This window comes from Mycobacterium sp. 155, assembly GCF_000373905.1.
GTDB lineage: Bacteria > Actinomycetota > Actinomycetes > Mycobacteriales > Mycobacteriaceae > Mycobacterium.
In genome coordinates this window covers 4,382,114-4,404,882 of the sequence record NZ_KB892705.1, presented here as the reverse complement: position 1 = coordinate 4,404,882, position 22,769 = coordinate 4,382,114, and the positions used below count along the sequence as shown (strand labels likewise).

The following is a 22,769-nucleotide window of genomic DNA, read 5'->3' as shown; positions in this document are numbered from 1 at the left end:
CAGCTCCGTTCTTAGACTCATCGGATGAGCAAGAGTCCGCTGCGCCGGCTGTCCGAACAGCTGTTGCTGACCAGCATGCGCCCACCGTTGACCGAGCGGCTGCACAGCCGGGGCGACATCGACCTCGGCGGGAAGCGCGTCCTGCTGACCGGTGCATCCTCGGGTATCGGCGAGGCCGCTGCCGAAAAGCTGGCGGCGCGCGGCGCCATCGTGGTGGCCGTGGCCCGTCGCCAAGACCTACTGGACGACCTCGTCGGGCGGATCACCGCCCGCGGTGGCGCCGCCCGCGCCCACGCGGTGGACCTCTCGGATCTGGACGCTATCGACGCACTGGTCGCCAGGGTGGAACGGGACCTCGGCGGGGTGGACATCCTGATCAACAATGCCGGGCGGTCGATCCGGCGCCCGCTGGCCGAGTCGCTGGAGCGCTGGCACGACGTCGAACGGACCATGACGCTCAACTACTATGCGCCGCTGCGGCTCATCCGCGGGCTGGCTCCGGGCATGCGGGAACGCCGCGACGGGCACATCATCAACGTCGCCACCTGGGGCGTGATGAACGAATCCGCACCACTGTTCGCGGTGTACAACGCGTCGAAGGCGGCGCTCAGCGCGGTCAGCAGGGTGATCGAAACAGAATGGTCCGCGGCGGGCGTGCACTCCACAACGCTGTACTACCCGCTGGTGAAGACGCCCATGATCGCCCCGACCCGGGCCTACGACAGACTGCCCGGGCTCTCGGCAAGCGAAGCCGCGGACTGGATGGTGACCGCGGCCCGCACCCGCCCTCTCCAGATCGCGCCGCGGATGGCGGTCGCGGCCAAGGCCCTCAACACCGTGTCCCCCGCGTTGGTGGACGCGATGATGAAACGGCAGCGGGTCCAGCCAGTTTGATGTGTCGCGCCGCGGAAGCCCGGACCCGATGGTAGACAGAGCGCTATGGAGATCCTGGTCACTCGGATGCTGATCCGGCCGGTCGACTACCCCAAATCGCTGGAGTTCTACCGCGACGGGATCGGCCTGGCGATCGCCCGGGAGTACCCGGGTGGCACGGTGTTCTACGCCGGTCAGTCACTGATCGAATTGGCCGGCCACCACACCCCGACCGAATCCGGTGTCTTCCCCGGTGCGCTGTGGTTGCAGGTGCGTGACGTCTACGCCGCTCAGGCCGAGCTGGAAAGCCGCGGCGTGCCGATCACCCGGGCCGCACAGGAGGAGCCATGGGGCCTGCACGAGATGCATGTGACCGATCCAGACGGCATCACGCTGATCTTCGTCGAAGTCCCTGAGACGCATCCGCTGCGCCACGATGTCCGCGACTGACCGCCGCTAAACGACGAAAACCCCCGCCGTGGCGGGGGTTTTCGTGTTCCGAACTCAGCTTCTCGGCGCGGCCAGCGGCCAGCCGACCGAGGCCAGCCTCGACGCCACCTGATTGATCTCCTCGGGATTCGGCTCCTTCTCGGTGACCTGCTGGATGGCGCGGTGAATCTCGTCCTCCGTCACCGGGATATCACCATCACTGGACCGCAGGATCGTCTGTGCGGCCTTGATGATCTCGTCCTCTGTCAACGTGCGCTTCAGCAGCGCCAGCAGCGGAAAGTAGTCCTTCGGCGGCACGCCGTCCGGGTAACCCTGGTGCAGCCAGCCCAGGACGTTGTCGACGACACCGGTGGTTTCAGTCATGTGGTCAGCTCACTCACGGAAGGAAGGGAACGGGGTTGAACCCGAAGTGGTGGATGATGGTCGTCTTGGTGATGTACAGGATCGCGACCGCGATCACCGCCGCGACCGTGGCGAACAGCAGCAGACCGAGCGCCTTGAGCGCGGGGTTCGGCGCCGAGACGGTGCCGTCGTCCTGTGTGCCACCGGAGCCGCTGGAGTAGGAAACCAGGCCGGCCGCGAACACTGCGGGCAGGCCGGCACCCAGGATCAGGCCGACCAACAGCACTTTGAAGATCGCTTCTACGTAGGTCATCATCAATCCCTATTCGTTGGTCTCGAAGTCCGGTCAGACGGCGGCTTTGTCGCCGCTTTTGGCGGCACCACGGACCTCGGCGGGCACCACGGAGTTGGTCGTATCGTCCCAATCGGCGTTCACGTTCTTGTGATCGACCTTCTGCTGCTGGGCACGCCACCACATGTAGCCGGACAGCGCCACCAGGATGACGAAGATGAGGCCGTCACCGGCCAGGGCCGAACCGGTCAGCGACTCGACACCCTCGGACAGCCAGAAGGACAGCGCCCCGACGATGGCCGCGGCAGGCAGTGTGACCAGCCAGGCCAGAGCCATGCGCCCGGCGACCGCCCACCGCACCTCGGCTCCGGGCTTGCCCACACCGCTACCGAGGATCGAACCGGTCGCAACGTGGGTGGTCGACAGGGCCATGCCGGCGGCCGACGAACTCAGGATGACCACTGCCGAGGAGGCCTCAGCCGCGAAGCCCTGCGGGGACTCGATCTCGACCAGCCCCTTGCCGAGGGTGCGGATGACGCGCCAGCCACCGATGTAGGTGCCCAGGCCGATGGCGAGCGCACACGACAGGATGATCCAGAACGGCAGGCCGTCCTTCTTCACATCGCCCGTCAAGTGGCCGGTGGTGATGAGAGCCAGCGCGATGACACCCATGGTCTTCTGCGCGTCATTGGTGCCGTGAGCCAACGCGACCAGTGAGGCGGTGGCGATCTGCCCCCAGCGGAAGCCCTGTTCACGACGCTTCTTCACCACGTTTCGGGTGATGCGATACACCAGCCAGGTTCCGACCGCGGCGATGATTCCTGCGATGACGGGCGAGGCAACAGCCGGGATGAGCACCTTGGAGATGACGCCGCTCCAGTTGACGCCCGCACTGCCCAGCGCAGCCAGGCCGGCACCGATCAGACCGCCGAAGAGCGCATGCGACGAGCTGGACGGGATACCGAAGAGCCAGGTGAGCAGGTTCCACAGGATGCCACCGATGAGGCCGGCGAAGATGATGGTGAGACCGGTCGACGAGGAGATCGACGGCAGCAGGTGACCGGTCTTGCTGTCCTGCACCTTGATCACCGAGGTGGTGACAGTGACAGCGACCTCGACTGACAGGAACGCGCCGACCAGGTTGAGGACACCGGCGAGGATGACAGCCGTCTTGGGCTTGAGTGCACCCGTAGCGATCGAAGTCGCCATGGCGTTACCGGTGTCGTGAAAGCCGTTGGTGAAGTCGAAGGCCAGTGCTGTTGCTATCAACAACACCAGGATGATCAGCTCTGCGCTCATGGCGCTAATTCTGGGGGACTACTGCCAATTTTGACCAGTCGGTGCACTGCCTCATTTGACCCTCCCAACAGGCAATTTCACTGACTCAGCGATGAGTTCACCGACTGTTCATCTCGGGGCTTCAAGGCGTTTGCCAGCAGCAACGGCGAGCGGATCACTGCGATATCGTCGCTGTGACCCACAAGCCTCAACGGCACTACGATCTAAAGCAGTCTCCGTCGTATGCCCCGGATCTTCACCCGGTTCCCCATCAGGAGTTGCTGCAGTGAATACCTTTCTCGCCAAGATCGCGGCTTGGCTCAAGTCCGGTTATCCCGAAGGAGTGCCCGATGCCGACCGGGTGCCGCTACTGGCTCTGCTGTCCCGGCGTCTGACCAACGAGGAGGTGAAGGCCGTCGCCCGTGACCTCGTCGACCGCGGCGAGTTCGATCACGTCGACATCGGGGTGCTGATCACGCAGATCACCGACGAGCTGCCGCGGGCCGAGGACATCGAACGGGTGCGTGAGCGCCTGGCCGCCAGGGGCTGGCCGCTCGACGATGCGCGCGACCATGAGACCGGTGAGGACTCCGCCGACGGACAAGAGGGGTCGGCATAGCCATCCTGCGCCCGATCGGTGTCGGCACCACCGCTCCGCTGCTGCCGGTCCTGGAGGCCGTTCTGGCCGGCGGGGATTCGGCGATCCTTCCGGTGCCCGCCGACGACGAACGCCAAACAGCGCTGCTGACAACGGCTTTACGCGCCGGTTCGCCGATCGACGACGATGTCGCGGTGGTGGTGTCGACATCAGGCACCACCGGTATTCCCAAGGGAGCCCTGCTGACCGCGTCGGCACTGCGGGCGAGCGCCGACGCGACCCACCGACGTCTGGGTGGGCCTGGGCACTGGTTGTCGGCACTGCCGGGCTATCACATCGCGGGGCTGCAGGTCCTGGTTCGCAGCATCGTCGCAGGCACCACACCGATAGCCATCACCCCGTCGTTCGATGTCGGTGATCTACCCCGTGCGGTCGCAGCGATGGGCTCCGGGCAGCGGTACGCGTCGCTGGTGGCGGTGCAGCTGGACAAAGCCCTGCGGGATGCCGAGGCGGCAGCGGCACTGGCCGCCCTGGACGCCGTGCTGATCGGCGGCGGCCCCATGCCCGCCGGGGTCGCCGAACGCGCTGCCGCGGCCGGTGTCACGGTGGTGCGCACCTACGGCATGAGCGAGACCGCGGGCGGCTGCGTCTACGACGGGGTGCCGCTGGACGGGGTGTCGGTGCGCATCGATGACGGCCGGATTCTGCTCGGCGGGGCAACGCTGGCCAAGGGGTACCGCAACCCGGTACGGACGCGAGGAGCAATGGGCTCAAGCCCCAACCCGTTCGCCGAACCAGGCTGGTTCCGCACCGACGACCTCGGGGTCGTGGACGACGCGGGGGTGCTGCGGGTCCTGGGCCGGGTCGACGACGCGATCAGCACAGGCGGGCTGACCGTGCTGCCGCAGCTGGTGGAGTCGGCGTTGGCCACCCACCCGGCCATCGCCGAATGCGCGGTGTTCGGTGTCGCCGACGAACGCCTCGGCCAGCGGGTGGTCGCAGCGGTGGTGCTGGCCTCGGCCACCACTCCGACGCTGACCGAACTGCGCGCCCACATCGCGCAGACGCTGGACCCGACGGCGGCGCCGCGCGAAATCCACGTCGTGGACGAACTGCCCCGGCGCGGTATCGGCAAGCTCGACCGCCGAGCGCTGGCGACCCGGTTCGGCTGAGCACCTGAGCCAGCGCGAAATCGACAACTGCTAGGGCGTAAACCCTTTACTAGGCAGGTGGTTTCAGCAGAATCGCCCGGGTATAGAGCAACTGGAAGCCGCGCCGCTGCACATTCTGCTGAGATTGCGAGCCGGGAGCCGTGGTGACGACAGCGATCTCGCAGCCGGCGGCCTCGGCGTCGGCGAGCCGGGCAGCGAGCAGCGCGGCCTGCACGCCGCGGCGCCGGTAGGCCGGTGCGGTGGCAGCGCCGGTGAGCTGGGCGATCCCGTCGGCGAACCGGGCGCTGCCACCCCCGGCCACCACGCCGTCGCACAGCGCGATATACGCTGCGGCGCCGGCCTTTTCCATGTCACGTTCGACCCGCTCGATGACATCGCGTGGGAATTCCTCATGACTGGGCACCCCGACCCCGTCTGGGTGGGCGAACCCGTGCACCACCACGTCCACCCACGCGTCGAGGTCGTCGGCGCGCCGGACCTCGACACCGGCCACCGACTCCTCAACGCCGTCCACCACTCGGCCCAGAACATTCTCGAATCCGGCCAGCCGGTAACCGCGGCCGGTCAACAACGGCGCAATCGCCGGATCCGCCAGCGTCGACAGCTCCACCTGGGTGGCAGCGCCGCGGGCGGCCATCATGTGTTCGACCTCACCGAGCAGTGCGGTGTCGGGCACACCATCGAAACCCAACCCCACCACCTTGTTCAGCGGCGAATACGGTTCGGCACAACACGCGTACCCGCCGGCCACCGGCACCGCGAGTACGTTCGCGCCGCGATGACCCGCCGCGTGCGTGGCCGCGACGATCAGCTGTGTCTCGGCTCGCTCGATACGGGCCGCCAGGTCGGTGTCGCAGAAGAGTACGTCGGTGTGCACGTCGCCCACGATCTCATCTGACTTGGGACCGTCGCCACCAAAATTGCGTGAACGCCGTCACCAAATGGTCAGACACGCCCGGGCGACGCCCGCCTAGGCTTGGGCGCATGCAGGTCGGACGCCGGGAAGCTGTCGCGGTGATCATCGGTCTGGCCCTCGTGGTGGCGGCCTTCGTCGTGCCGCATCTACATCTCGGCAGCGTCACGCCACTGATCAACAGCACGGCCGGCCAGATCTACAGCTTCGCCGACACCGCACCGATTTTCGGTTGGTGGAATGCGCACGTCGGCTGGGGCACCGTCCCGGCGATCGCCATTGCGGTGGCCGCCGTGTGGTGGGGCCCGACGCTTGCGCAGCGGCTTCCCTGGCGGGCCCTGCCGGTGACGGCCTGGGCCGTGTCGTGCGTGTGGGCGTTCTCGCTGGCCATGATCGACGGCTGGCAGCGCGGCTTCGCCGGCCGCCTCACGGCGCCGCATGAATACCTGCGGCAGGTGCCGACGATCACCGACATCCCCGAGGCGTTGCGGACGTTCTCGTCGAGAATCCCTGATCATCAAGCGGATTCGTGGATCACCCATGTCTCGGGTCACCCGCCGGGTCCGCTGCTGACCTTTGTGTGGCTGGACCGCATCGGGCTCGGCGGCGGCGCGTGGGCGGGGTTACTGTGCCTGCTGGCCGGATCCAGCGCCGCCGCGGCGATCGTCGTCGCGGCCCGAGCCCTCACCGACGAAGCCACCGCACGACGCGTCGCGCCGTTCGTGGCGGTGGCCCCGACCGCCATCTGGATCGCGGTCTCTGCCGACGGGTACTACGCGGGCGTCGCCGCGTGGGGAATCGCCCTGCTGGCCTTGGCGGTAGAAACGACACTATGGGCGGGTGCGGCCGGACTACTGCTCGGCTGGGGCATCTTCCTGAACTACGGGCTGGTGCTGATGGCGCTACCTGCGTTGGCCGTGTTGCTCACGGCGTCCGATTGGCGGGCCGCGCTGCGCGTGCTGACACCCGCCGTGGCGGCCGCGCTGGCGGTGGTAGCGGTGTTCCTCGCGGCAGGGTTCTGGTGGTTCGACGGTTATACCCTGGTTCAGCAACGCTATTGGGACGGCATTGCCGTCAACCGGCCGTTCCAGTACTGGTCGTGGGCCAACCTGGCCTCGGTGGTCTGCGCCATCGGTCTCGGCAGCGTGGCCGGGATCGGCCGGCTGTTCGACGTGGCGGCGATCCGTCGGCAACCGGGGCTGCGGCTGGTACTGATCGCCGCGCTCGCGGCGATCCTGTTCGCCGATCTCAGCATGCTGAGCAAGGCCGAGACCGAACGCATCTGGCTGCCGTTCACGGTGTGGCTCACCGCCGCGGGCGCATTTCTGCCACCGCGGTCAGCGCGGTTCTGGTTGGCGGTCAACGTGCTCGGCGCGCTCGTGCTCAACCATGTCATCCTGACCAACTGGTAGCAGCCGCTTCACCAGCTCGTAAACCAGCACGCTCAGCCATACCGCACCGAGTGAAACCGCCAATCCCAGTGGGTAATCGCGATCAAGCACCGTCGCGTTGTCCGGCCGCATGCCGGGCCTGCCGTACACCGGTACCGCCAGAAGCACCAGCACCACACTGCACAGCACCGCCACGGCGATCGGTGACCGGGAACCGGCCGGAACCAGTCGGTGTCCCGCCCATCCAGCTGCCGCGCACAGCGGGGCGAAGACGAAATCGTGTACCACCACCGCGACGAGCGCCCACACGAGGATCCGGACGCTGATCACCGGCGGGTTCTCCCACACCAGCAGCGCGCCATAGCCACCCAGTGAGAGTCCGGCCGCCGCCAACAGCAGCCGCATCGCCGTCATCCCACCACCTCGATCCGTGACAACCATTTCGTCTGCAGCACACCGGGTCTGCTCGGGGCGATGAGCCGACACGGGTAACCGTGGTCGAGATCCAGGGGTTGACCGTTGAGCCGCAACGCGATCAGCGTGGCGCTGTCGCGGGCGTGCCGAGCCGGCAGCACCGTGCGGGAATAGGGGCCCGGCGGTTCGAGCGAGATCATCCGCACATCGGAGTCCGCGACGCCGCCGACCGTGGCGATCAGATCGGCCAGGACCACGCCGGTCCAGTCCGCATCGACGCTCCAGCCCTCGACGCACGCGATCGGCAGCCGTCTGGTGGTCTGCGGCAACGCGGCCAGCTCGGCGATGGTGAAGGCCCGCACCACGGCGCCTTTCGTCACCGTCAGCCGGTAGTCGGGCGAGGTCGCGCTGTGCAGCACACCGGCCGCGACCGCCGAGCGGTTCACCGGAACTCCCTGCGGTCCTTGCCCGGATCGCGGTGCCAGCACCGACACGCGGCGCAGCAACGGCACCGTCTGCCCCGCGGTGACGGCCGTCGCCAGCGCCACCGCAAGCCAGGTGCCACGCAGCACGGTGCGCCGGGTGAGCCCGATGGCCGCCCGCTCGAGCGGTTCATCCAGAGCCACGCGGATCACCGGCAGTTTGACCGCCAGATGAACAAGCACAGCACCTGTGGCGACGTAGGCCATGGCGTAGTGAGCGGTGGTGAAGAAGAACTTGAAGGCGTACCACTGCGCGATGTTCATCAGCCCGGTGGACAGCTGAAACAGCATGGCACCGACCAGAACCAGGATCGACAGCCGCTCCACCTGGCGCCCCAGGCCGCCGATCAGCGGGCGCTCGAACAGCTTCGGCCACACCGACCAGAGTTTGACCACCAGCAGCGGAATGGCGGCGATACCCGAGATCACGTGCAGGCCCTGGGTCAACCGGTACAGCCACACCGGCCGGGTGGGCCAGAAAAACCAGGGCTGCGGATGCTGGATGAAATGGCTGATCAGTCCCGTCACGAAGCAGACCACCACCGCGACGCCGAGCGCCGCCCCGACGCGGACGGTCACGGCGGTTCCACGCACTGTGACGACGCCTCTCATGGCGCCTCCAAGGCCGCGATCACCCGATCACCCACAGGATGGATGGCCGTCACCGTCAGGCCGACATCGCGGGCGAGCCGAGCCGCACAGTCCAAACCTACGGTCGCCCAACGGAACCAGGGGCCGATGCTGCGCGCCGACTCCAACCGGACCCATGCCGCATCGACTCCCGTTGCCGCGGTATCGAACTCGACCAGACATCGGCCGCTTCGGCCGAGCAGCTCACCGGCTCGCTGCAGCACCCGCCACGGGTCGCCGCCGAGCCCGACGTTACCGTCGGCCAGCAGCACCGTCTGCCAGCGGCCGGTCCCGGGCAGCGGCGCGAACAGATCTCGGCACAGCACCGGTGCGCCACTGCCGCGGGCCAATTCGACGGCGGTGCGGGACAAGTCCACGCCGAGGGCGGGCAGCCCCCGCCGCACCAGGCCCGCGACCAACCGTCCCGGTCCGCAGCCGAGATCGAGCGTCGGCCCGGAGCACAGGTTCACGATGGTTTCGTCAAACCTGCTGTCGAAGCGGCCGTTTGCCCTGGGCCCGCCCAGCCAGCTGCACACCGGCAGATACCGCGTGCCGCCGTCGGCGCGCCGGATCCAGCACTGTTCCCCGTCAAGCGCCCGGTCGTAGAGCTGTCCGTGCATGTCATAACCCCCGGGTCGCTCGGACGAATCGACTTTCGGGACGGCAGGCCCGGCGCACCTCGCCGATGTCGTCGACCGTGTCGAAGTCGGCCAGCTCGGCGGCCAGGACCACTGTCGCACCGATGTGGTGAAGTGCGGCAAGGGTTTCCGCGCCGGTTTGCGACGTCGACATCTCGACGTCGGCCAGGCACGCCGCCGTGCGGCTGTCCTGCACACCGAGTACCCACCAACCGCCGTCGCGGGCCATTCCGAGCACCGCGTCGGCGTCCTCCAACGCTTGCCCGCACTTGTCCAGTAACGCCGCGGTCACCTGCGGCGTGTCCATCCCGATCTGCAGCACCGGCAGCCCGGTCGCCGCGGCGGCGTCGGCGTGAGCGTTGGCCAGCCGTTCGGCAAAATTCTCGCCGCGCTGCGGTACGACGATGAAATCGGCCAACCGGTCACGTATCTCACGGCCGCAGCGGGCCCGCTCGAGGTCACCGGTCAGGGCCACCACGCGGGTCTGGACAGCGGCAGCGGCCGCCGCGTCGAGGGTGTCCAGCAGCGCCGCGGCAGCGATTTCGGCGGCGGCCTCGGCACCGATACCCGCGGCCAGCCGGGTCTTCGCCAACCCCGGAACCGGCGCCTTGGCAACCACTAGCACCACAACGGGTTTCACGTGATCGCCCGCCAGAAATCCACTGCGGCAATGACACTGCCCCGCACCGATCCACTCACCTTGGACTGGCCTCCGGTGCGCGGCCCGTAGGTCACGTCACGCTCGACCACGCGCCAACCGGCCTGCGCCGCGCGGACCAACAGCTCCAGCGGGTAGCCCGACCGGCGATCCGTCACCCCGAGACCGATCAGGGCGTCACGGCGGGCCACTCGCATCGGCGCGATGTCGTGCACCGGCAGCCGGTACCGCCGCCGCAACCGCCAGCACACCGCCGCCGTGCCGAGGCGGGCATGCCAGGGCCAGCGCAACCCGGCGGCCGGCCGGCGCCGGCCGATCACCAGGTCGGCGCCGTTATCCAGTTCGGCGACGAGCGCCGGAAGTTCCCGCGGATCCAGCGAGCCGTCGGCGTCGAGCACCGCGACGATCGGTGTCGCGGCCGCGACCACCCCCGCGTGCACCGCAGAGCCATACCCTGGTCGTGGCTCAGCCACCACCGGCGCGCCGAGCGAGCGGGCCACCTCTGCCGTACGGTCCGTGCTGTTGTTGTCGACGACCAATGGGCGGTACCCGTCCGGCAGCGCGGCCAGCACACCAGGCAGCGACTGCTCCTCGTCCAGGCAGGGCAGCACCACGGTGACGAGGGCCGATTCGGGGGCCATGTTTTCTGACGGTAGGCCGTCCCCGCCGCGGTGGCCAGCGGCCAACCATGACGAAACCGTGACATAGCCGCAGGTCCCGGCACTGCAGCAGTAACCTCGAACGATGACCCGGGTACTCATCGCCGACGATGACACCGTGGTGCGCGACATGGTGCGGCGCTATCTGGAACGCGATGGGCTCGACGTCTCGGTCGCGCACGACGGTACCGAAGCCCTGCGGCTGCTGAACACCATGCAGATCGACATCGCGGTACTCGACGTGATGATGCCGGGTTCCGACGGCCTGTCGCTGTGCCGTGATCTGCGCCGCGACGGCGACTACAGCATGCCGGTGATCCTGCTGACCGCGCTCGGCGAGGAGGACGACCGCATCGCCGGGCTGGAGGCCGGCGCCGACGACTATCTGACCAAGCCGTTCAGCCCCCGCGAACTGGCGTTGCGGGTGCGCTCGCTGCTGCGGCGCAGCTCCGGGCCGGTCGGGGCGGTGCCCGTGGAACTCGCCGTCGACGATCTGCACGTATCGACCGCAGCACGGTCGGTCACGTTGGCGGGACGGCCGGTCAGCCTGACCAACCGCGAATTCGACCTGCTGGTGTTCCTGTTGACCAACAGCGACACCGTGTTCTCCCGCGAGGATCTGCTCAAACGGGTGTGGCGCTGGGACTTCGGCGACCTGTCCACGGTCACGGTGCATATCAAGCGGTTACGGTCCAAGCTCGGCGATCAACACCGGATCCAGACGGTGTGGGGACGAGGCTACCTGTGGAGTGGTGATGAGCGCTTGCGCGAAGATCAGAGGACGTAGTGCAGAACCTCGCTGAGATCATAGGGTGGGCCCTGGCCTGCTCGCTGCCTGTGGTGCTGGCCGGGGCGATCATCATCCGGTTCGCGCGGTCGTGGTCGCTCGCGGTGAGCATGGTGGTGCTGGTGCTGATCCCGACGCTGGCCACGTTCACCGGGGTGCTCGGCGCCAGCGGATTCATGATCACCGAGACCTTCGAGCAGACCGCCGTGGTGCTGGTGATCGTGTCGGTGGTGACCATCCCCGCGGCCGTCATGTTGGCCCGCTACCAGGCCCGCCGCACAGTGTGGGAACAGGAGATCCGCGATTCGGAACGCGCGGCCGAACATTCGCGCCGCCAGTTGGTCGCTTTCGTCAGCCACGACCTGCGTACCCCGCTGGCCGGTATCCGCGCGGTCTCCGAAGCCATCGCCGACGGCGTGGTCACCGACGATGAAGTCAGAACGCAGGCCAAACACATTGAGCAGGAATCGATCCGGCTCTCCGAGATGGTCGACGACCTGTTCGAGATGTCGAAGATCAACGCGGGTTCGGTGCAACCGTTGCGCGAGCAGGTGGCCCTGGACGAGGTGGTGGCCGACGTGATCTCGACCCACCGGATAGCGGCCCTACACGCGGGCGTGCGGTTGACCGCCGAACTCCCGCCGCAGCCCGTGCAGGTACTGGGCAGTGACCGTGCCCTGGTGCGGGTGCTGTCGAACCTGGTGGCCAACGCCATCGCGCACACACCCGAGGGCGGCAGCGTGACGCTGGCCCTCGGCTCGGACGCCGACGGCGCATGGGCACACGTCGACGACACCGGCGTGGGGATCGACGAGGCCGACCTGCCACGGGTTTTCGACGTCGCCTACCGCGGCTCCAACGGGCGTGTGCCACGCGCGGATTCGTCGCTGCCCAGCGGTTCGGGCCTCGGGCTGACCATCGCGGCGGGCCTGGTACAGGCGCACGGCGGCACACTGTCCGCACGCAATCTGGACACCGGGGCACGTTTCGAGGTGCGCTTGCCCTTGGCGTTCGACACCGCCGAGTAGCGCGATCCTCATCGGATTCATATCCACGGCCGAGCTCATCGACAGCTCCGACACGGACCGTGGCCACATGGTCATCACACCTCGCACATCGCGCTACGCCGTTGTCGCTCTTGCCGGATTCGCCGCGTTCTCGTTGGCCGCATGCGGATCGTCGAGCACGTCGTCTGCTCCGAGTTCGGCGGCCAGCGGCTCTACGTCGACGTCCGCCGCTGCCAGCCCCACGCCGCCAGGCGGCGGCCACAACGGCAAGGACCGGGTGGCCGGGCTGGTCAGCGCCGTGTCAGGTGGCACAGTGAACGTGACGGGACGGCAGGGTCCGGCCACCGTGAACATCACCGGATCGACACGCATCGCCCAACTCAGTGCCGCACAGCTGAGCGACATCACGCCGGGCGAGTGCATCTGGGTCCACCCCACCAAGGACAGCACCGAGCCCACGGTCACGGCAGGCGCAGTCCTCGTCGGTCAACCCGCCGGGAACCAATGCGGGCACAAAGGCGGCAATCAGCACCACGGCGTCACCGGAACCGTCACCTCGGTGAACGGCAACTCGATCGTGGTCACCGCGGCCGACAACAGCACCGCCACAGTGACCGTCACAGCCAACACTCGGTACGAAAAGCGGTCCGACGCAGACGCTTCGGCAGTCACCACCGGCGTATGCCTGGCAGCCCGCGGCACCAAGGGCAGCGACGGCGTCCTGCAAGCCACCGGCGCGACTGTGCGGCCGGCCACGAACGGCAGCTGCCCAGGCGTGCCGCGAGGGTGAATCACGTCCGCAGCGGCGCGAACGCGAACTCAGCCAGCCCCTCGTGTGGATCGATCGCGGCCGCGAAGCCCAGTTTTCGGGTCGCCTGCTCCGGTGAGGCCACGATGTGCCGGACGTCGCCGCTGCGGTACTGGCCGGTGACGATGGGCTTGTCCACGCCGCGGGTCTCGCACAGCCGCGTCGCCACCTCCAAAATCGAGATCGGCCGGCCCGAGCACACGTTGAACGCGTTGAACCCGTCCAACCCGGCGCCCACCGCCGCGACATTGGCGGCGGCGACGTCGTCGACGTGGACGAAGTCGCGCATCTGCCCGCCGTCCTCGAAAACCCTTGGCCGCTGGCCGGCTTCGAGCTGTGACCGGAAGATGGCCGCGACCCCGGAGTACGGGGTGTCGCGCGGCATGTTGGGCCCGTAGACGTTGTGATAGCGCAGCGCGACCACCGACCCGGCGCCCGCCTCGGCCCAGGCCAGCGCGAAATGCTCCTGCGCGGTCTTGCTGGCGGCGTAGAGACTGCGGGGACGCAGCGGCGCGTCCTCGCCGACCAGGCGCCACCGCAACGGTTCTCCGCCGATCGGGCAGCGGTGCTCGAACACCCCGCCGTCCAAATCGGCTTTGGTGCGTGGTGTCGGGTCGACCGGGCCGTGCTCGGGACAGTCGTAGCCGCCTTGCCCGTACACCACCATCGACGAGGCCAGTACCAGACTGGTGCAACCCGCGGCGTACATCTCGGCGAGCAGCACGGCCGTCCCGTAGTCGTTGTGGCCGGCATAGGACGGGGCGTCGGCCGCGTCGACCCCGGCGCCGACCACGGCTGCCTGGTGACACACCACGTCGACGCCGTCGAGCAGAGGTTTGAGCGCGGACCCGTCGCGAATGTCGACCACGTGGCATTGCGGCGGGGCTTCGGCACCGGGACCATGTGCGGCGGCCAGCATGGTGTCGACGGCAATGACCTCGTGGCCTGCTGCCCGCAAGGCCGCCCAGGTACGGGACCCGATGAAACCTGCTGCGCCCGTAAGCAGAACCCTCACGGCAACTCGAAGGGCAGCTTCACCCCGTCGTGGGCCAGGCAGTGCGTGCAGGTGCGCTCGACGTCGACGGCCTCGAGCGCCTCGTGCACGAGCTTTTTGAACGGCACGATGTTGCGTTCGAATTCGGCGAACACGTCGACCGTGCGCACCCCTCCCCCGGCCTCGATGCCCGCGTCCAGATCGGTCACCAAAGCGATGGCCGCGTAACACATCTCGAGTTCACGTGCCAGCACTGCCTCGGGGTATCCGGTCATGTTGACCAGGCGGAAACCCTGGTTTGCGAACCATCGGCTCTCGGCGCGGGTGGAGAACCGCGGCCCCTGGATCACCACCATGGTTCCGCCGTCGACCACACCGGGCAGCCCGGCTGCCGCGGCGCGCAGCGTCGGACAGTACGGGTCGGCGAAGCTGACGTGGATTCCGCCGGAATCGAAGTAGGTGTCGGGACGCCCGCTGGTGCGGTCGACCAGCTGATCGGGTACCGCCATCGAACCCGGTCCGAGGTCGGGGGTCAGGCTGCCGACCGCACACGGCCCGAAAATGCGTCGCACTCCCAACGCCCGCAGTGCCCACATGTTCGCCCGGTACGGCACCGTGTGCGGCGAATACTCATGGTTGACGCCGTGTCTCGGGAGGAACGCCACCTCGTGCCGACCGACGGTGCCGACCGTGATGGGCGCGCTCGGCTCACCGTAGGGGGTGTCCAAGCTGACGCTGCGCGCATCAGAGCCGAAGAACGTATAGAAGCCGCTGCCGCCGACGACTCCGAGCACTAGTCGGTCTTGTTGTCGGGGCCCTCGGGGCGGCTCTCTTCGACGTCCGCCGGGAGGTCGTCGTCAAGGTCCCTGTCGAGGTCGTCGTCGAGCTGGGCCCGGGCTTTCCGGGCGTTGTCGCGGATCTCGAACGCGTCGGTGGCCAAGCCGCCGATGGCCGAGGCCACATCCTTGACTGCGGTGGTGATGATGTGGGTCACCTCGCCCACCGTCGACGCCACCGCCTCGACGGATTCCTGCAGCACGTCCTTGCTGATCTCGGTCTTGCTGAGCCGGTCATTCATGCCGCCAGTGTAGGTCGGCTCGCCGGAGTACTCATACGATGGCGGCCGTGGCCAGTTTCGCGCAATGGATCGAGGGCGCCCGGCCCCGCACCTTGCCCAACGCCGTCTCACCTGTGATCGCCGGTACCGGCGCGGCGGCGTGGCTCGGCGCGGCGGTGTGGTGGAAAGCGCTGCTGGCCCTGGTGGTTGCCCTGGCCCTGATCGTCGGCGTCAACTACGCCAACGACTACAGCGATGGCATCCGCGGCACCGACGACGTGCGGTCCGGTCCGCTGCGGCTGGTGGGTTCCCGGGTGGCGTCACCCCGCGCGGTGCTGACCGCGGCGCTTCTGAGTTTGGCGGTGGGTGCCGTCGCGGGCTTGGTGCTGGCCGCCGTCAGCGCGCCGTGGCTGATCGCCGTCGGCGCGGTATGTATCGCCGGGGCGTGGCTGTACACCGGCGGCAAGAAGCCCTACGGCTACCTCGGGTTGGGCGAGGTCGCGGTCTTCGTCTTCTTCGGGCTGGTCGCAGTGCTGGGCACGCAGTACACCCAGGCACTGCGGATCGACTGGGTGGGCGTGGTGATGGCCGTGGTGATGGGTTCGCTGTCGTCGGCGGTGCTGGTGGCCAACAATCTGCGCGACATCCCGACCGACGCGGAGTCGGGCAAGATCACGCTGGCCGTGCGGCTCGGCGATGCCCGCACGCGGGTGCTGTACCAGGTGCTGCTGGTCGTGGCCCTGATCGGGACGCTGACGCTGACCGCCGCCACGCCGTGGTGTCTGGTTGGGCTGCTGGCTGCGCCGCTCGCGGTTCGCGCGGCTCGGCCCGTGCGGGGTGGCAGCGGCGGCGCGGGGCTGATCCCCGTGCTGCGCGACACCGGGCTGACCATGCTGGTATGGGCCGTCACGGTGTCGTTGGCGCTGACTTTCTAGCGCGAGCAGACACTCGGGTACTTGACACGCCGTAGTTGCGGTGCCGCCACGTCTGCTCGCCGAAGAAGTTCGGCAGGTTATCCACAGATTGCTCTCGGCCACTTCAGTCGCAGGCAGTAGGACAGCCAGCATCGAAGGATGCCCAGAGCCGCGATCGATCTCGAGAACCTGTTCGCCATCAACGGCGGAGTAGCCAGCACAGCGCAGTTGAGATCGGTCATGTCACGCAAGACGCTTGCGGCACTTGTACGCTCAGGGCAAATTCTGCGGGTGTGTCGTGGCGTCTACTCCGACCACGTGCCCGGCACATTCGATCGACTTGCGGCCCTGGACATCCTCACCTCGATGCCGATCGTGGCCTGCATGAACACCGCTGCAGAACTCTACGGATTCGACACCGAGCACGACGACCGCGTTCACATCCTCGATCCCGGACTTCGGATCCGCCCCGACGACGGTTTGATGGTGCACCAACGCGTTGGCGCACCGTTGAAACGCGTCTCCGGCCGGCTGGCGACAACCCCCGCGTGGACGGCCGTCGAGCTCGCCCGCACCCTGCGCCGGCCGCGTGCGCTCGCGATCCTCGACGCCGCCCTGCACGTGGGCGCCTGCGGCACCGCGGAATTGGACTCCGCGGTGCGTGAGCAGAAAGGACGTAGGGGCATCGTCGCCGTGCGAGACCTGTTGGCGCACGCCGACGCCAGAGCCGAGTCGCCGATGGAAAGCGAGATGCGACTGGTGTTCATCGACTGGTGCGTGCCACGCCCTGAGCTGCAATACGAGATCATCGATCGCCACGGTGACCGGTGGCGGGTGGATTTTGCCTGGCCCGACGCGAAAGTGGCCGCCGAATACGACAGCGTGGAATGGCACGCCACTCCTGAGGGCTTCAAACACGACCGGCTGAAGACCGCGCGGTTGCGGGAGTGTGGCTGGAGCACTGTCTCCGCGGTGACCGACGATATCCGCCGGCGTCCCGAAGAGTTGGTGCGTCGGGTCCTGTGGCACCTCGACGGCGCCGCATTGGCCGGGTGATTGGCCGGGTTGTACCCGCGAGCAGACATGGCAGTACTGGAAAGCCGGCGTGTCGGGGACCGCAGTGTCTGCTCGCGGGGAGAAAGTTGGCCCACGGCGGCACTGCATTCCACTAACGTTGCTCCTCGACCGGCCGACCGTCTGGAGACGAGCATGACCGTTTCGACCGCACAGCCGCCACCGCCATCAGGCCGGGCGGCGACCCGTCGGGCCATCTGGAACACGATCAGGGGATCGTCGGGCAACCTCGTCGAGTGGTATGACGTCTACGTCTACACCGTGTTCGCCACGTACTTCGAGAAGCAGTTCTTCGATCCGGCCGACCAGAACTCGACGGTCTACATCTACGCGATCTTCGCCGTCACGTTCGTCACGCGGCCGATCGGCTCGTGGTTCTTCGGCCGGTTCGCCGACCGCCGTGGCCGACGCGCCGCGCTGACCTTCAGTGTGTCGCTGATGGCACTGTGCTCCCTGGTCATCGCCTTGGTACCGGCCCGTGACAGCATCGGTGCGGCCGCCCCGATCGTCCTCATACTGTGCCGGCTGGTGCAGGGGTTCGCCACCGGTGGCGAGTACGGCACGTCGGCCACCTACATGTCCGAAGCCGCGACGCGGGAACGCCGCGGCTTCTTCTCGTCTTTCCAATACGTCACGCTGGTCGGCGGCCATGTGCTCGCCCAGTTCACGCTGCTGATCATCCTGACCGCGTTCAGCACCGCACAGGTGAGCCAATTCGGTTGGCGCATCGCCTTTGCCGTCGGCGGCGTCGCCGCAGTCGTGGTGTTCTGGCTGCGCCGCACGATGGACGAGTCGCTGTCGCAGGAGCAACTCGAGGCGATTAAAGCCGGGCAGGACAACAGCTCCGGGTCGATGAGCGAGCTGCTCACCCGCTATTGGAAACCGCTGCTGCTGTGCTTCCTGATCACCATGGGCGGCACCATCGCGTTCTACGCCTACAGCGTCAACGCCCCGGCGATCGTCAAGGCCACCTACAAGGACCAGGCCATGACCGCCACCTGGATCAACCTCATCGGGTTGATCTTTCTGATGGCGATCCAACCGGTCGGCGGAATCATCAGTGACAAGGTGGGACGCAAACCGCTGTTGCTGTTCTTCGGGTTCGGCGGCGTCGTCTACACCTACGTCCTCTTCACCTACCTACCCCAAACCCGTTCGCCCGTCATGTCGTTCCTGCTCGTCGCGGTCAGCTACGTGCTGCTGACCGGCTACACGTCGATCAACGCGCTGGTGAAATCCGAACTGTTCCCCGCCCATGTGCGGGCACTCGGCGTGGGAGTCGGCTACGCACTGGCCAATTCGATATTCGGCGGCACCGCGCCGGTGATCTACCAGGCCCTCAAGGAAAAGGACCAGGTACCTCTGTTCATCGCCTACGTCACGTTGTGCATCGCGATCTCTCTGGTGGTGTACCTGTTCTTCCTGAAGAACAAAGCCACCACCTACCTGGACCGCGAGAAGGGCTCGGCATTCGTCACGGCAGATAGTTAGCCGTGAACCCCCAACGCATCGAGCAGCCGATCCAGATCATTGTCGTTGTTGTAGAGGTGAAAGCCCACGCGCACGGCGCCGGCCCGGATCGACGCACGAATCCCGGCCCGCTGCAACCGGTCTGCCGCATCGGCGATCGGAATCGATACGATCGCCGAATCCTGCTGGGGCAGCCCGATTTCGGCGCGCAACCGATTGGCCAGTCCGACGACGTGGTGTTTGACCGCGACCTGATCCAGCGACGCCAGCCACGGCAGCGCCAGCCCGGCTCCGAGCACACTGAACCAGGCCGGCGAGGTGTCGAACCGGCGAGCGTCGGCAGCCAGCCGCAGCGGCAGCCCGTAGATCGACTGCCAGGGCTGCTCGCCCGCATACCAGTTCGCCGCGTGCGGCGTCATGGTCGCAGCCACGCGCTCGCTCAACGACATCCAGGTGGTGCCCCGTGGTGACAGCAGCCACTTGTACACCGCGGCCACTGTGACATCTGCCCAACCCACATCGGGACATGCCCAGCCAAGGGCCTGTGTGAGGTCGACCACGGTGAGGGTGTCGGTGCCCTGCACAGCCGTGCGCAGGGCCGCCAGATCGAGCACCGCACCGTCGGCCGACTGCACAAGGCTGACCGATACCACGTCGAAGTCGGCGGCGCTGTGCAGCAGATCGTCGGGAGCGAGTTCGGTGACCGTCACACCGCGGCCCTGCGCGGCGAACGGGAAGGTGGTGCTGGTGAATTCGCCCGCGAGCACGGCGACCCGGCTGCCATCGGGAATAGCGGCTGCCACCAGTCCCAGTGCGGCCGACACATTGCCTGCCATGGCCACCGACTCGACCGGAACCCCGGCTAGCCGCGCGTAGCCCGTGCGCCCGGCCCGTACGGGTTCATCGAACGACGCGGCGTCCATCGTCCCGGACTGCCAGCCGGTGAGACACCGCTGCAGGGCTTCCAGCTGGAACTGGGGCGGCAGCCCGAACGTCGGTGTGTTGAGAAACCCTTCGGCCCCGGCGAATTCGGCGCCGAAAGCCTCCCTCACGACTTTGGGTCTTCGCCGCGCAGCCGCGCCTGCAGTTGTTCGCGATCCTGACGCCGGCGTTCGTCGAGAGCCGCTATGGACGCAGTGGCACGCTCCCGCAGCGGGCGAAACAGCCAGATACCCAACGGCAGCGCGATCACCAGGGCGAACAACAACGCCACCACGATCGGGAATTCGCGGACCCCGAGCAGGTGCCCACCACCGAAGATCACTGCCGTCAACACCGCGACAAGCGCGAGCCGGGCCCCGACATAGACCAACACATCGACAACCAAGCGGGCCGCCGGACGACTTGCTGACACAACCCGAGCCTACCGACCACGCGTATATTCAGGTAAAGGAGGTTTCTCGAGTGGCTTACCTACTCCTGTTACTCGTGTTGAGTTGCCTGGTCTACGTCGGCTGGCGACTGACGCGGGTGACAGCGAACAGATCCAAGACCCGTGTCATCGGCCCCGACGACGATCCTGATTTCCTGCGCCGACTCGGACACGGTGACAACCCGCGGCCGTAGCCGTCAGGTCAGCCGCGCAGTTCGCTGCGATGCCGCCGCGACTTGGCAAAGTCGCTGGCCACCACTGCAGCCAACTCGATGAGCGCCTCCCGGGTCTTCGGCTTGAGCCGCTCCAGGCTGATCTCGGCTCCCTCCTCCAGATGCGGATCGAACGGCACCAACCGCACCGCCCGGCAGCGCCGTGAGAAGTGATCCACCACCTTCGACAAATCCACCTTGCCTGACCGTGGGCGCACCGCGTTGACCACCGCGACCGAATTGCGCACCAAATCCTGATGGCCGTGCGCGTCGAGCCAGTCCAGCGTCGCCGACGCACTGCGTGCCCCATCGACCGAACCGGAGCTGATCACGATCAGCACGTCGGCCTTGGACAACACGGCCGCCATCGCCGAATGCATCAGTCCGGTACCGCAATCCGTCAGCACCACACTGTAGAACCGCTCCAGCACCTCCAGGGTGCGCGTGTAGTCGTCGGAACTGAACGCCTCCGACACCGCGGGATCGCTTTCCGAAGCGAGCACCTCCAGCCGGCTCGGCCCCTGTGAGGTGTAGGCCCGCACGTCGCTGTAGCGCTCGATGCCCTCAGCGTCGCGCAGCAGATGACGCACCGTCGCGGCGGTTTCCAACGGAACCTTCTGGCTCAGCGTGCCCCGGTCCGGGTTGGCGTCGACAGCCACCACCCGGTCGCCGCGGATCGAGGCGAACGTGGCGCCCAGCGTCGCGGTGATGGTGGTCTTGCCCACCCCGCCCTTGAGTGACAGCAGCGCGATCCGGTAGCAGCCGTGCAACGGCTGGCGCACCTGGGCCAGCAGGTCGTTGTGGTGGTTGACCTTGGGACTCTCCCCCACATTGACCAGCTTGAACGTCGACACGTACAGCCACTTGCGCCACCCCGACGACGGCGGGTCCTTGCGCTGGCCCAGCAGTGCGGTGGTCGACAGGTCCCGGTACGGCGAAGAGAAGTCCGGCTGCGCAGGCATCGGCTGCGGTACACCGTCCACCGGTGTCGCAACGACAGGGACACCGTGCGGCGGCGTCGGAGCCGTCCACTCCGGCGGCGGTCCCGCGCTGGTACTCGGATCGCTGAACCGCTGCTGCCCGCGGAAACCGGATGCCGCCGGTGTCGGCTGGTCGACTACGTGTGCCGGAGGGGGTGCGGCGTGGCTGAGCGTCGGCTCGTCCGGGGTGTTTGCAGACACATCCACCGTGTCCGACGCTGGGTGTTCAGTTGATTCGGACTCGGACATGGAATCTCCCCTCCATACGGGCGCCGCGCGCTACCCGCGCGCCACATCACCTAACCAACGCCGGCGTACGAATGCAGCCCGACGGTAACCAGATTGATGAAAAACAGGTTGAACACCATCGCGACGAAACCCACGACGTTGATCCACGCGGCCTTGCGGTCCCGCCAACCGGCGGTCGAGCGGGCGTGCAGATAGGCGGCATAGACCACCCAGGCGATGAACGACACCGTCTCCTTGGGATCCCAGCCCCAATAGCGGCCCCACGCCTCCTCGGCCCAGATGGCGCCGAAGATCACCCCGAAACCGAAGATCGGGAACGCGAAGATCGTTGTCCGGTAGGCGATCCGGTCGAGCGTCTGGGCGTCGGGCAGACGCTGGATGATCCGGCCGAACGCATTGTCACGATTGGCCAGCGGCGACATCTTGACCAGAAACAGGATGCTCGCAACGCCGGCCACCAGGAATACCCCGGAGCCCAGGCTCACCACCGAGACATGGATCGGCAGCCAGTACGACTGCAGCGCAGGCATCACCGGCGCGGCGTTGGTGTAGAGCCAATGACCCGATACCGCCAGCAGGATCAGCACCGGTAGCAGCACGAACACCCACAGCGCGCGGTACTGCGGCCGGCGCAGCACGATCGCAGACGCCACCAAACCCGCGAAGCACGTCAGGTTGATGAACTCGTACATGTTGCCCCACGGCACCCGCGACGTGGCCAGGCCGCGCAGCACGATGCAGACGAACAACAGCCCGATACCGACATAGACCAGGGACAGGCCGGCGCGGCCGATCCGCTCATCGGTGGAGCGCCTGGGGATATCCGCGACCACACCCGGGGTGGCACTGTCAGCCCCGACCATGGCGCCGATGAGGACGCGTTCCCCGACCAGTTGCTCTTCGCGCGAGCGCTCATCGACCTTGCGGCCGCGGGAGTACGCCAGTTCGACGGCCAGCAGCAGCATCGCTCCTACCAGCACCACCACCGACGACGTGAAAGCCCAGTCCGAGTACCGGGCCAACCCGATATCGATGTGCTCTGTATTCATGCGTGC

The 22,769-nt window shown here is 67.5% G+C and carries 28 protein-coding genes; 12 read left to right on the top strand and 16 right to left on the bottom strand.

Annotated elements, in window-relative coordinates:
• The first annotated feature begins 24 nt into the window (after positions 1-24).
• Both B133_RS0121060 and B133_RS0121055 read left to right on the top strand, forming a co-directional pair.
• Entirely contained in the window at positions 25-894 is an 870-nt protein-coding gene (locus B133_RS0121060; protein ID WP_018603885.1) for an SDR family oxidoreductase, read from the top strand.
• Positions 895-939: 45 nt separating this feature from the next.
• Complete coding sequence (locus tag B133_RS0121055) at positions 940-1,323, top strand: VOC family protein (RefSeq protein WP_018603884.1); 384 nt, start codon at positions 940-942, stop codon at positions 1,321-1,323.
• A 54-nt stretch (positions 1,324-1,377) separates the two neighbouring features.
• On the opposite strand, the gene B133_RS0121050 is transcribed toward B133_RS0121055, so the two are convergent.
• Genes B133_RS0121050 through B133_RS0121040 form a run of 3 tightly spaced genes read right to left on the bottom strand, consistent with a single transcriptional unit; the run spans position 1,378 to position 3,256 of the window.
• Entirely contained in the window at positions 1,378-1,686 is a 309-nt protein-coding gene (locus tag B133_RS0121050) for a DUF3349 domain-containing protein (RefSeq protein ID WP_018603883.1), read from the bottom strand.
• A 13-nt stretch (positions 1,687-1,699) separates the two neighbouring features.
• Entirely contained in the window at positions 1,700-1,978 is a 279-nt protein-coding gene (locus B133_RS0121045; RefSeq protein ID WP_018603882.1) for a hypothetical protein, read from the bottom strand.
• Between the two features lie 33 nt (positions 1,979-2,011).
• Positions 2,012-3,256, bottom strand: a complete 1,245-nt coding sequence (locus tag B133_RS0121040; protein ID WP_018603881.1) for an inorganic phosphate transporter — start codon at positions 3,254-3,256, stop codon at positions 2,012-2,014.
• 265 nt (positions 3,257-3,521) lie between these two features.
• Here B133_RS0121040 and B133_RS0121030 point away from each other — a divergent pair, with 265 nt between their 5' ends.
• Positions 3,522-3,854 (top strand): DUF3349 domain-containing protein, encoded by a 333-nt coding sequence (locus B133_RS0121030; protein WP_018603878.1) that lies wholly within the window; start codon positions 3,522-3,524, stop codon positions 3,852-3,854.
• A gap of 5 nt (positions 3,855-3,859) precedes the next feature.
• Complete coding sequence (gene menE / locus B133_RS0121025) at positions 3,860-5,005, top strand: o-succinylbenzoate--CoA ligase (RefSeq protein WP_369751503.1); 1,146 nt, start codon at positions 3,860-3,862, stop codon at positions 5,003-5,005.
• A gap of 49 nt (positions 5,006-5,054) precedes the next feature.
• On the opposite strand, the gene B133_RS0121020 is transcribed toward menE, so the two are convergent.
• Complete coding sequence (locus tag B133_RS0121020; RefSeq protein WP_026256713.1) at positions 5,055-5,882, bottom strand: GNAT family N-acetyltransferase; 828 nt, start codon at positions 5,880-5,882, stop codon at positions 5,055-5,057.
• A gap of 107 nt (positions 5,883-5,989) precedes the next feature.
• On the opposite strand from B133_RS0121020, the gene B133_RS0121015 reads away from it, so the two are divergent.
• Positions 5,990-7,330: a hypothetical protein gene (locus B133_RS0121015; protein WP_018603873.1), complete on the top strand. Its 1,341-nt coding sequence runs from the start codon at positions 5,990-5,992 to the stop codon at positions 7,328-7,330.
• Here B133_RS0121015 and B133_RS0121010 read toward each other — a convergent pair.
• Genes B133_RS0121010 through B133_RS0120990 form a run of 5 tightly spaced genes read right to left on the bottom strand, consistent with a single transcriptional unit; the run spans position 7,256 to position 10,772 of the window.
• Entirely contained in the window at positions 7,256-7,723 is a 468-nt protein-coding gene (locus B133_RS0121010) for a hypothetical protein (protein ID WP_018603871.1), read from the bottom strand. The two genes, B133_RS0121015 and B133_RS0121010, sit on opposite strands and share 75 nt — an antisense overlap.
• The gene (locus B133_RS0121005) at positions 7,720-8,817 is read right to left on the bottom strand and encodes a molybdopterin-dependent oxidoreductase (RefSeq protein ID WP_018603869.1); all 1,098 of its coding nucleotides are present in this window, start codon (positions 8,815-8,817) and stop codon (positions 7,720-7,722) included. Before B133_RS0121005 ends, B133_RS0121010 begins: the two co-directional genes overlap by 4 nt.
• On the bottom strand, positions 8,814-9,455 hold the full coding sequence (locus B133_RS0121000) for a class I SAM-dependent methyltransferase (protein ID WP_018603867.1): 642 nt from the start codon (positions 9,453-9,455) through the stop codon (positions 8,814-8,816). The genes B133_RS0121005 and B133_RS0121000 overlap by 4 nt, the downstream gene beginning before the upstream one ends.
• A gap of 1 nt (position 9,456) precedes the next feature.
• A complete protein-coding gene (locus B133_RS0120995; protein WP_018603865.1) occupies positions 9,457-10,113 on the bottom strand; it encodes a DUF2064 domain-containing protein in 657 nt (218 codons plus the stop codon).
• Positions 10,110-10,772, bottom strand: a complete 663-nt coding sequence (locus B133_RS0120990) for a glycosyltransferase family 2 protein (RefSeq protein ID WP_018603862.1) — start codon at positions 10,770-10,772, stop codon at positions 10,110-10,112. Before B133_RS0120990 ends, B133_RS0120995 begins: the two co-directional genes overlap by 4 nt.
• A 103-nt stretch (positions 10,773-10,875) precedes the next feature.
• On the opposite strand from B133_RS0120990, the gene B133_RS0120985 reads away from it, so the two are divergent.
• From B133_RS0120985 to B133_RS0120975, 3 genes are all read left to right on the top strand, one after another.
• Complete coding sequence (locus B133_RS0120985) at positions 10,876-11,577, top strand: response regulator transcription factor (protein WP_018603860.1); 702 nt, start codon at positions 10,876-10,878, stop codon at positions 11,575-11,577.
• Positions 11,577-12,605 (top strand): cell wall metabolism sensor histidine kinase WalK, encoded by a 1,029-nt coding sequence (locus B133_RS0120980; RefSeq protein WP_018603859.1) that lies wholly within the window; start codon positions 11,577-11,579, stop codon positions 12,603-12,605. Before B133_RS0120985 ends, B133_RS0120980 begins: the two co-directional genes overlap by 1 nt.
• Before the next feature lie 67 nt (positions 12,606-12,672).
• Positions 12,673-13,374, top strand: coding sequence for a DUF5666 domain-containing protein (locus B133_RS0120975; protein WP_018603857.1), 702 nt, complete (start codon positions 12,673-12,675; stop codon positions 13,372-13,374).
• Between the two features lies 1 nt (position 13,375).
• Here the strand turns inward: B133_RS0120975 and B133_RS0120970 are convergent, their stop codons facing one another.
• From B133_RS0120970 to B133_RS0120960, 3 genes are read right to left on the bottom strand one after another with little or no spacing between them, the layout of a single operon-like run.
• Positions 13,376-14,407, bottom strand: coding sequence for an NAD(P)-dependent oxidoreductase (locus B133_RS0120970; RefSeq protein ID WP_018603855.1), 1,032 nt, complete (start codon positions 14,405-14,407; stop codon positions 13,376-13,378).
• The gene (locus tag B133_RS0120965) at positions 14,404-15,180 is read right to left on the bottom strand and encodes an S-methyl-5'-thioadenosine phosphorylase (RefSeq protein WP_018603852.1); all 777 of its coding nucleotides are present in this window, start codon (positions 15,178-15,180) and stop codon (positions 14,404-14,406) included. Before B133_RS0120965 ends, B133_RS0120970 begins: the two co-directional genes overlap by 4 nt.
• Positions 15,180-15,464: a hypothetical protein gene (locus tag B133_RS0120960; protein ID WP_018603850.1), complete on the bottom strand. Its 285-nt coding sequence runs from the start codon at positions 15,462-15,464 to the stop codon at positions 15,180-15,182. The genes B133_RS0120965 and B133_RS0120960 overlap by 1 nt, the downstream gene beginning before the upstream one ends.
• A gap of 47 nt (positions 15,465-15,511) precedes the next feature.
• Here B133_RS0120960 and B133_RS0120955 point away from each other — a divergent pair, with 47 nt between their 5' ends.
• From B133_RS0120955 to B133_RS0120945, 3 genes are all read left to right on the top strand, one after another.
• Positions 15,512-16,378, top strand: a complete 867-nt coding sequence (locus B133_RS0120955; RefSeq protein ID WP_026256712.1) for a 1,4-dihydroxy-2-naphthoate polyprenyltransferase — start codon at positions 15,512-15,514, stop codon at positions 16,376-16,378.
• Positions 16,379-16,516: 138 nt separating this feature from the next.
• On the top strand, positions 16,517-17,413 hold the full coding sequence (locus B133_RS0120950; protein WP_018603846.1) for a type IV toxin-antitoxin system AbiEi family antitoxin domain-containing protein: 897 nt from the start codon (positions 16,517-16,519) through the stop codon (positions 17,411-17,413).
• Positions 17,414-17,566: 153 nt separating this feature from the next.
• Positions 17,567-18,922 carry an MFS transporter gene (locus B133_RS0120945; protein WP_018603844.1) on the top strand — a complete coding sequence of 452 codons (1,356 nt, stop codon included), beginning with the start codon at positions 17,567-17,569 and terminating at the stop codon, positions 18,920-18,922.
• Here B133_RS0120945 and B133_RS0120940 read toward each other — a convergent pair.
• Both B133_RS0120940 and B133_RS0120935 read right to left on the bottom strand, forming a co-directional pair.
• Positions 18,919-19,953: an aminotransferase class V-fold PLP-dependent enzyme gene (locus B133_RS0120940; RefSeq protein WP_018603843.1), complete on the bottom strand. Its 1,035-nt coding sequence runs from the start codon at positions 19,951-19,953 to the stop codon at positions 18,919-18,921. The two genes, B133_RS0120945 and B133_RS0120940, sit on opposite strands and share 4 nt — an antisense overlap.
• Positions 19,950-20,255: a DUF4229 domain-containing protein gene (locus tag B133_RS0120935; protein WP_026256710.1), complete on the bottom strand. Its 306-nt coding sequence runs from the start codon at positions 20,253-20,255 to the stop codon at positions 19,950-19,952. The genes B133_RS0120940 and B133_RS0120935 overlap by 4 nt, the downstream gene beginning before the upstream one ends.
• A 50-nt stretch (positions 20,256-20,305) precedes the next feature.
• On the opposite strand from B133_RS0120935, the gene B133_RS24155 reads away from it, so the two are divergent.
• Positions 20,306-20,467: a hypothetical protein gene (locus B133_RS24155; protein ID WP_018603839.1), complete on the top strand. Its 162-nt coding sequence runs from the start codon at positions 20,306-20,308 to the stop codon at positions 20,465-20,467.
• An 8-nt stretch (positions 20,468-20,475) separates the two neighbouring features.
• Here B133_RS24155 and B133_RS0120925 read toward each other — a convergent pair whose 3' ends face one another.
• Positions 20,476-21,714, bottom strand: coding sequence for a MinD/ParA family protein (locus tag B133_RS0120925; RefSeq protein ID WP_026256709.1), 1,239 nt, complete (start codon positions 21,712-21,714; stop codon positions 20,476-20,478).
• A gap of 50 nt (positions 21,715-21,764) precedes the next feature.
• Complete coding sequence (gene ccsB / locus B133_RS0120920) at positions 21,765-22,763, bottom strand: c-type cytochrome biogenesis protein CcsB (protein ID WP_018603834.1); 999 nt, start codon at positions 22,761-22,763, stop codon at positions 21,765-21,767.
• Positions 22,764-22,769 lie beyond the last annotated feature (6 nt).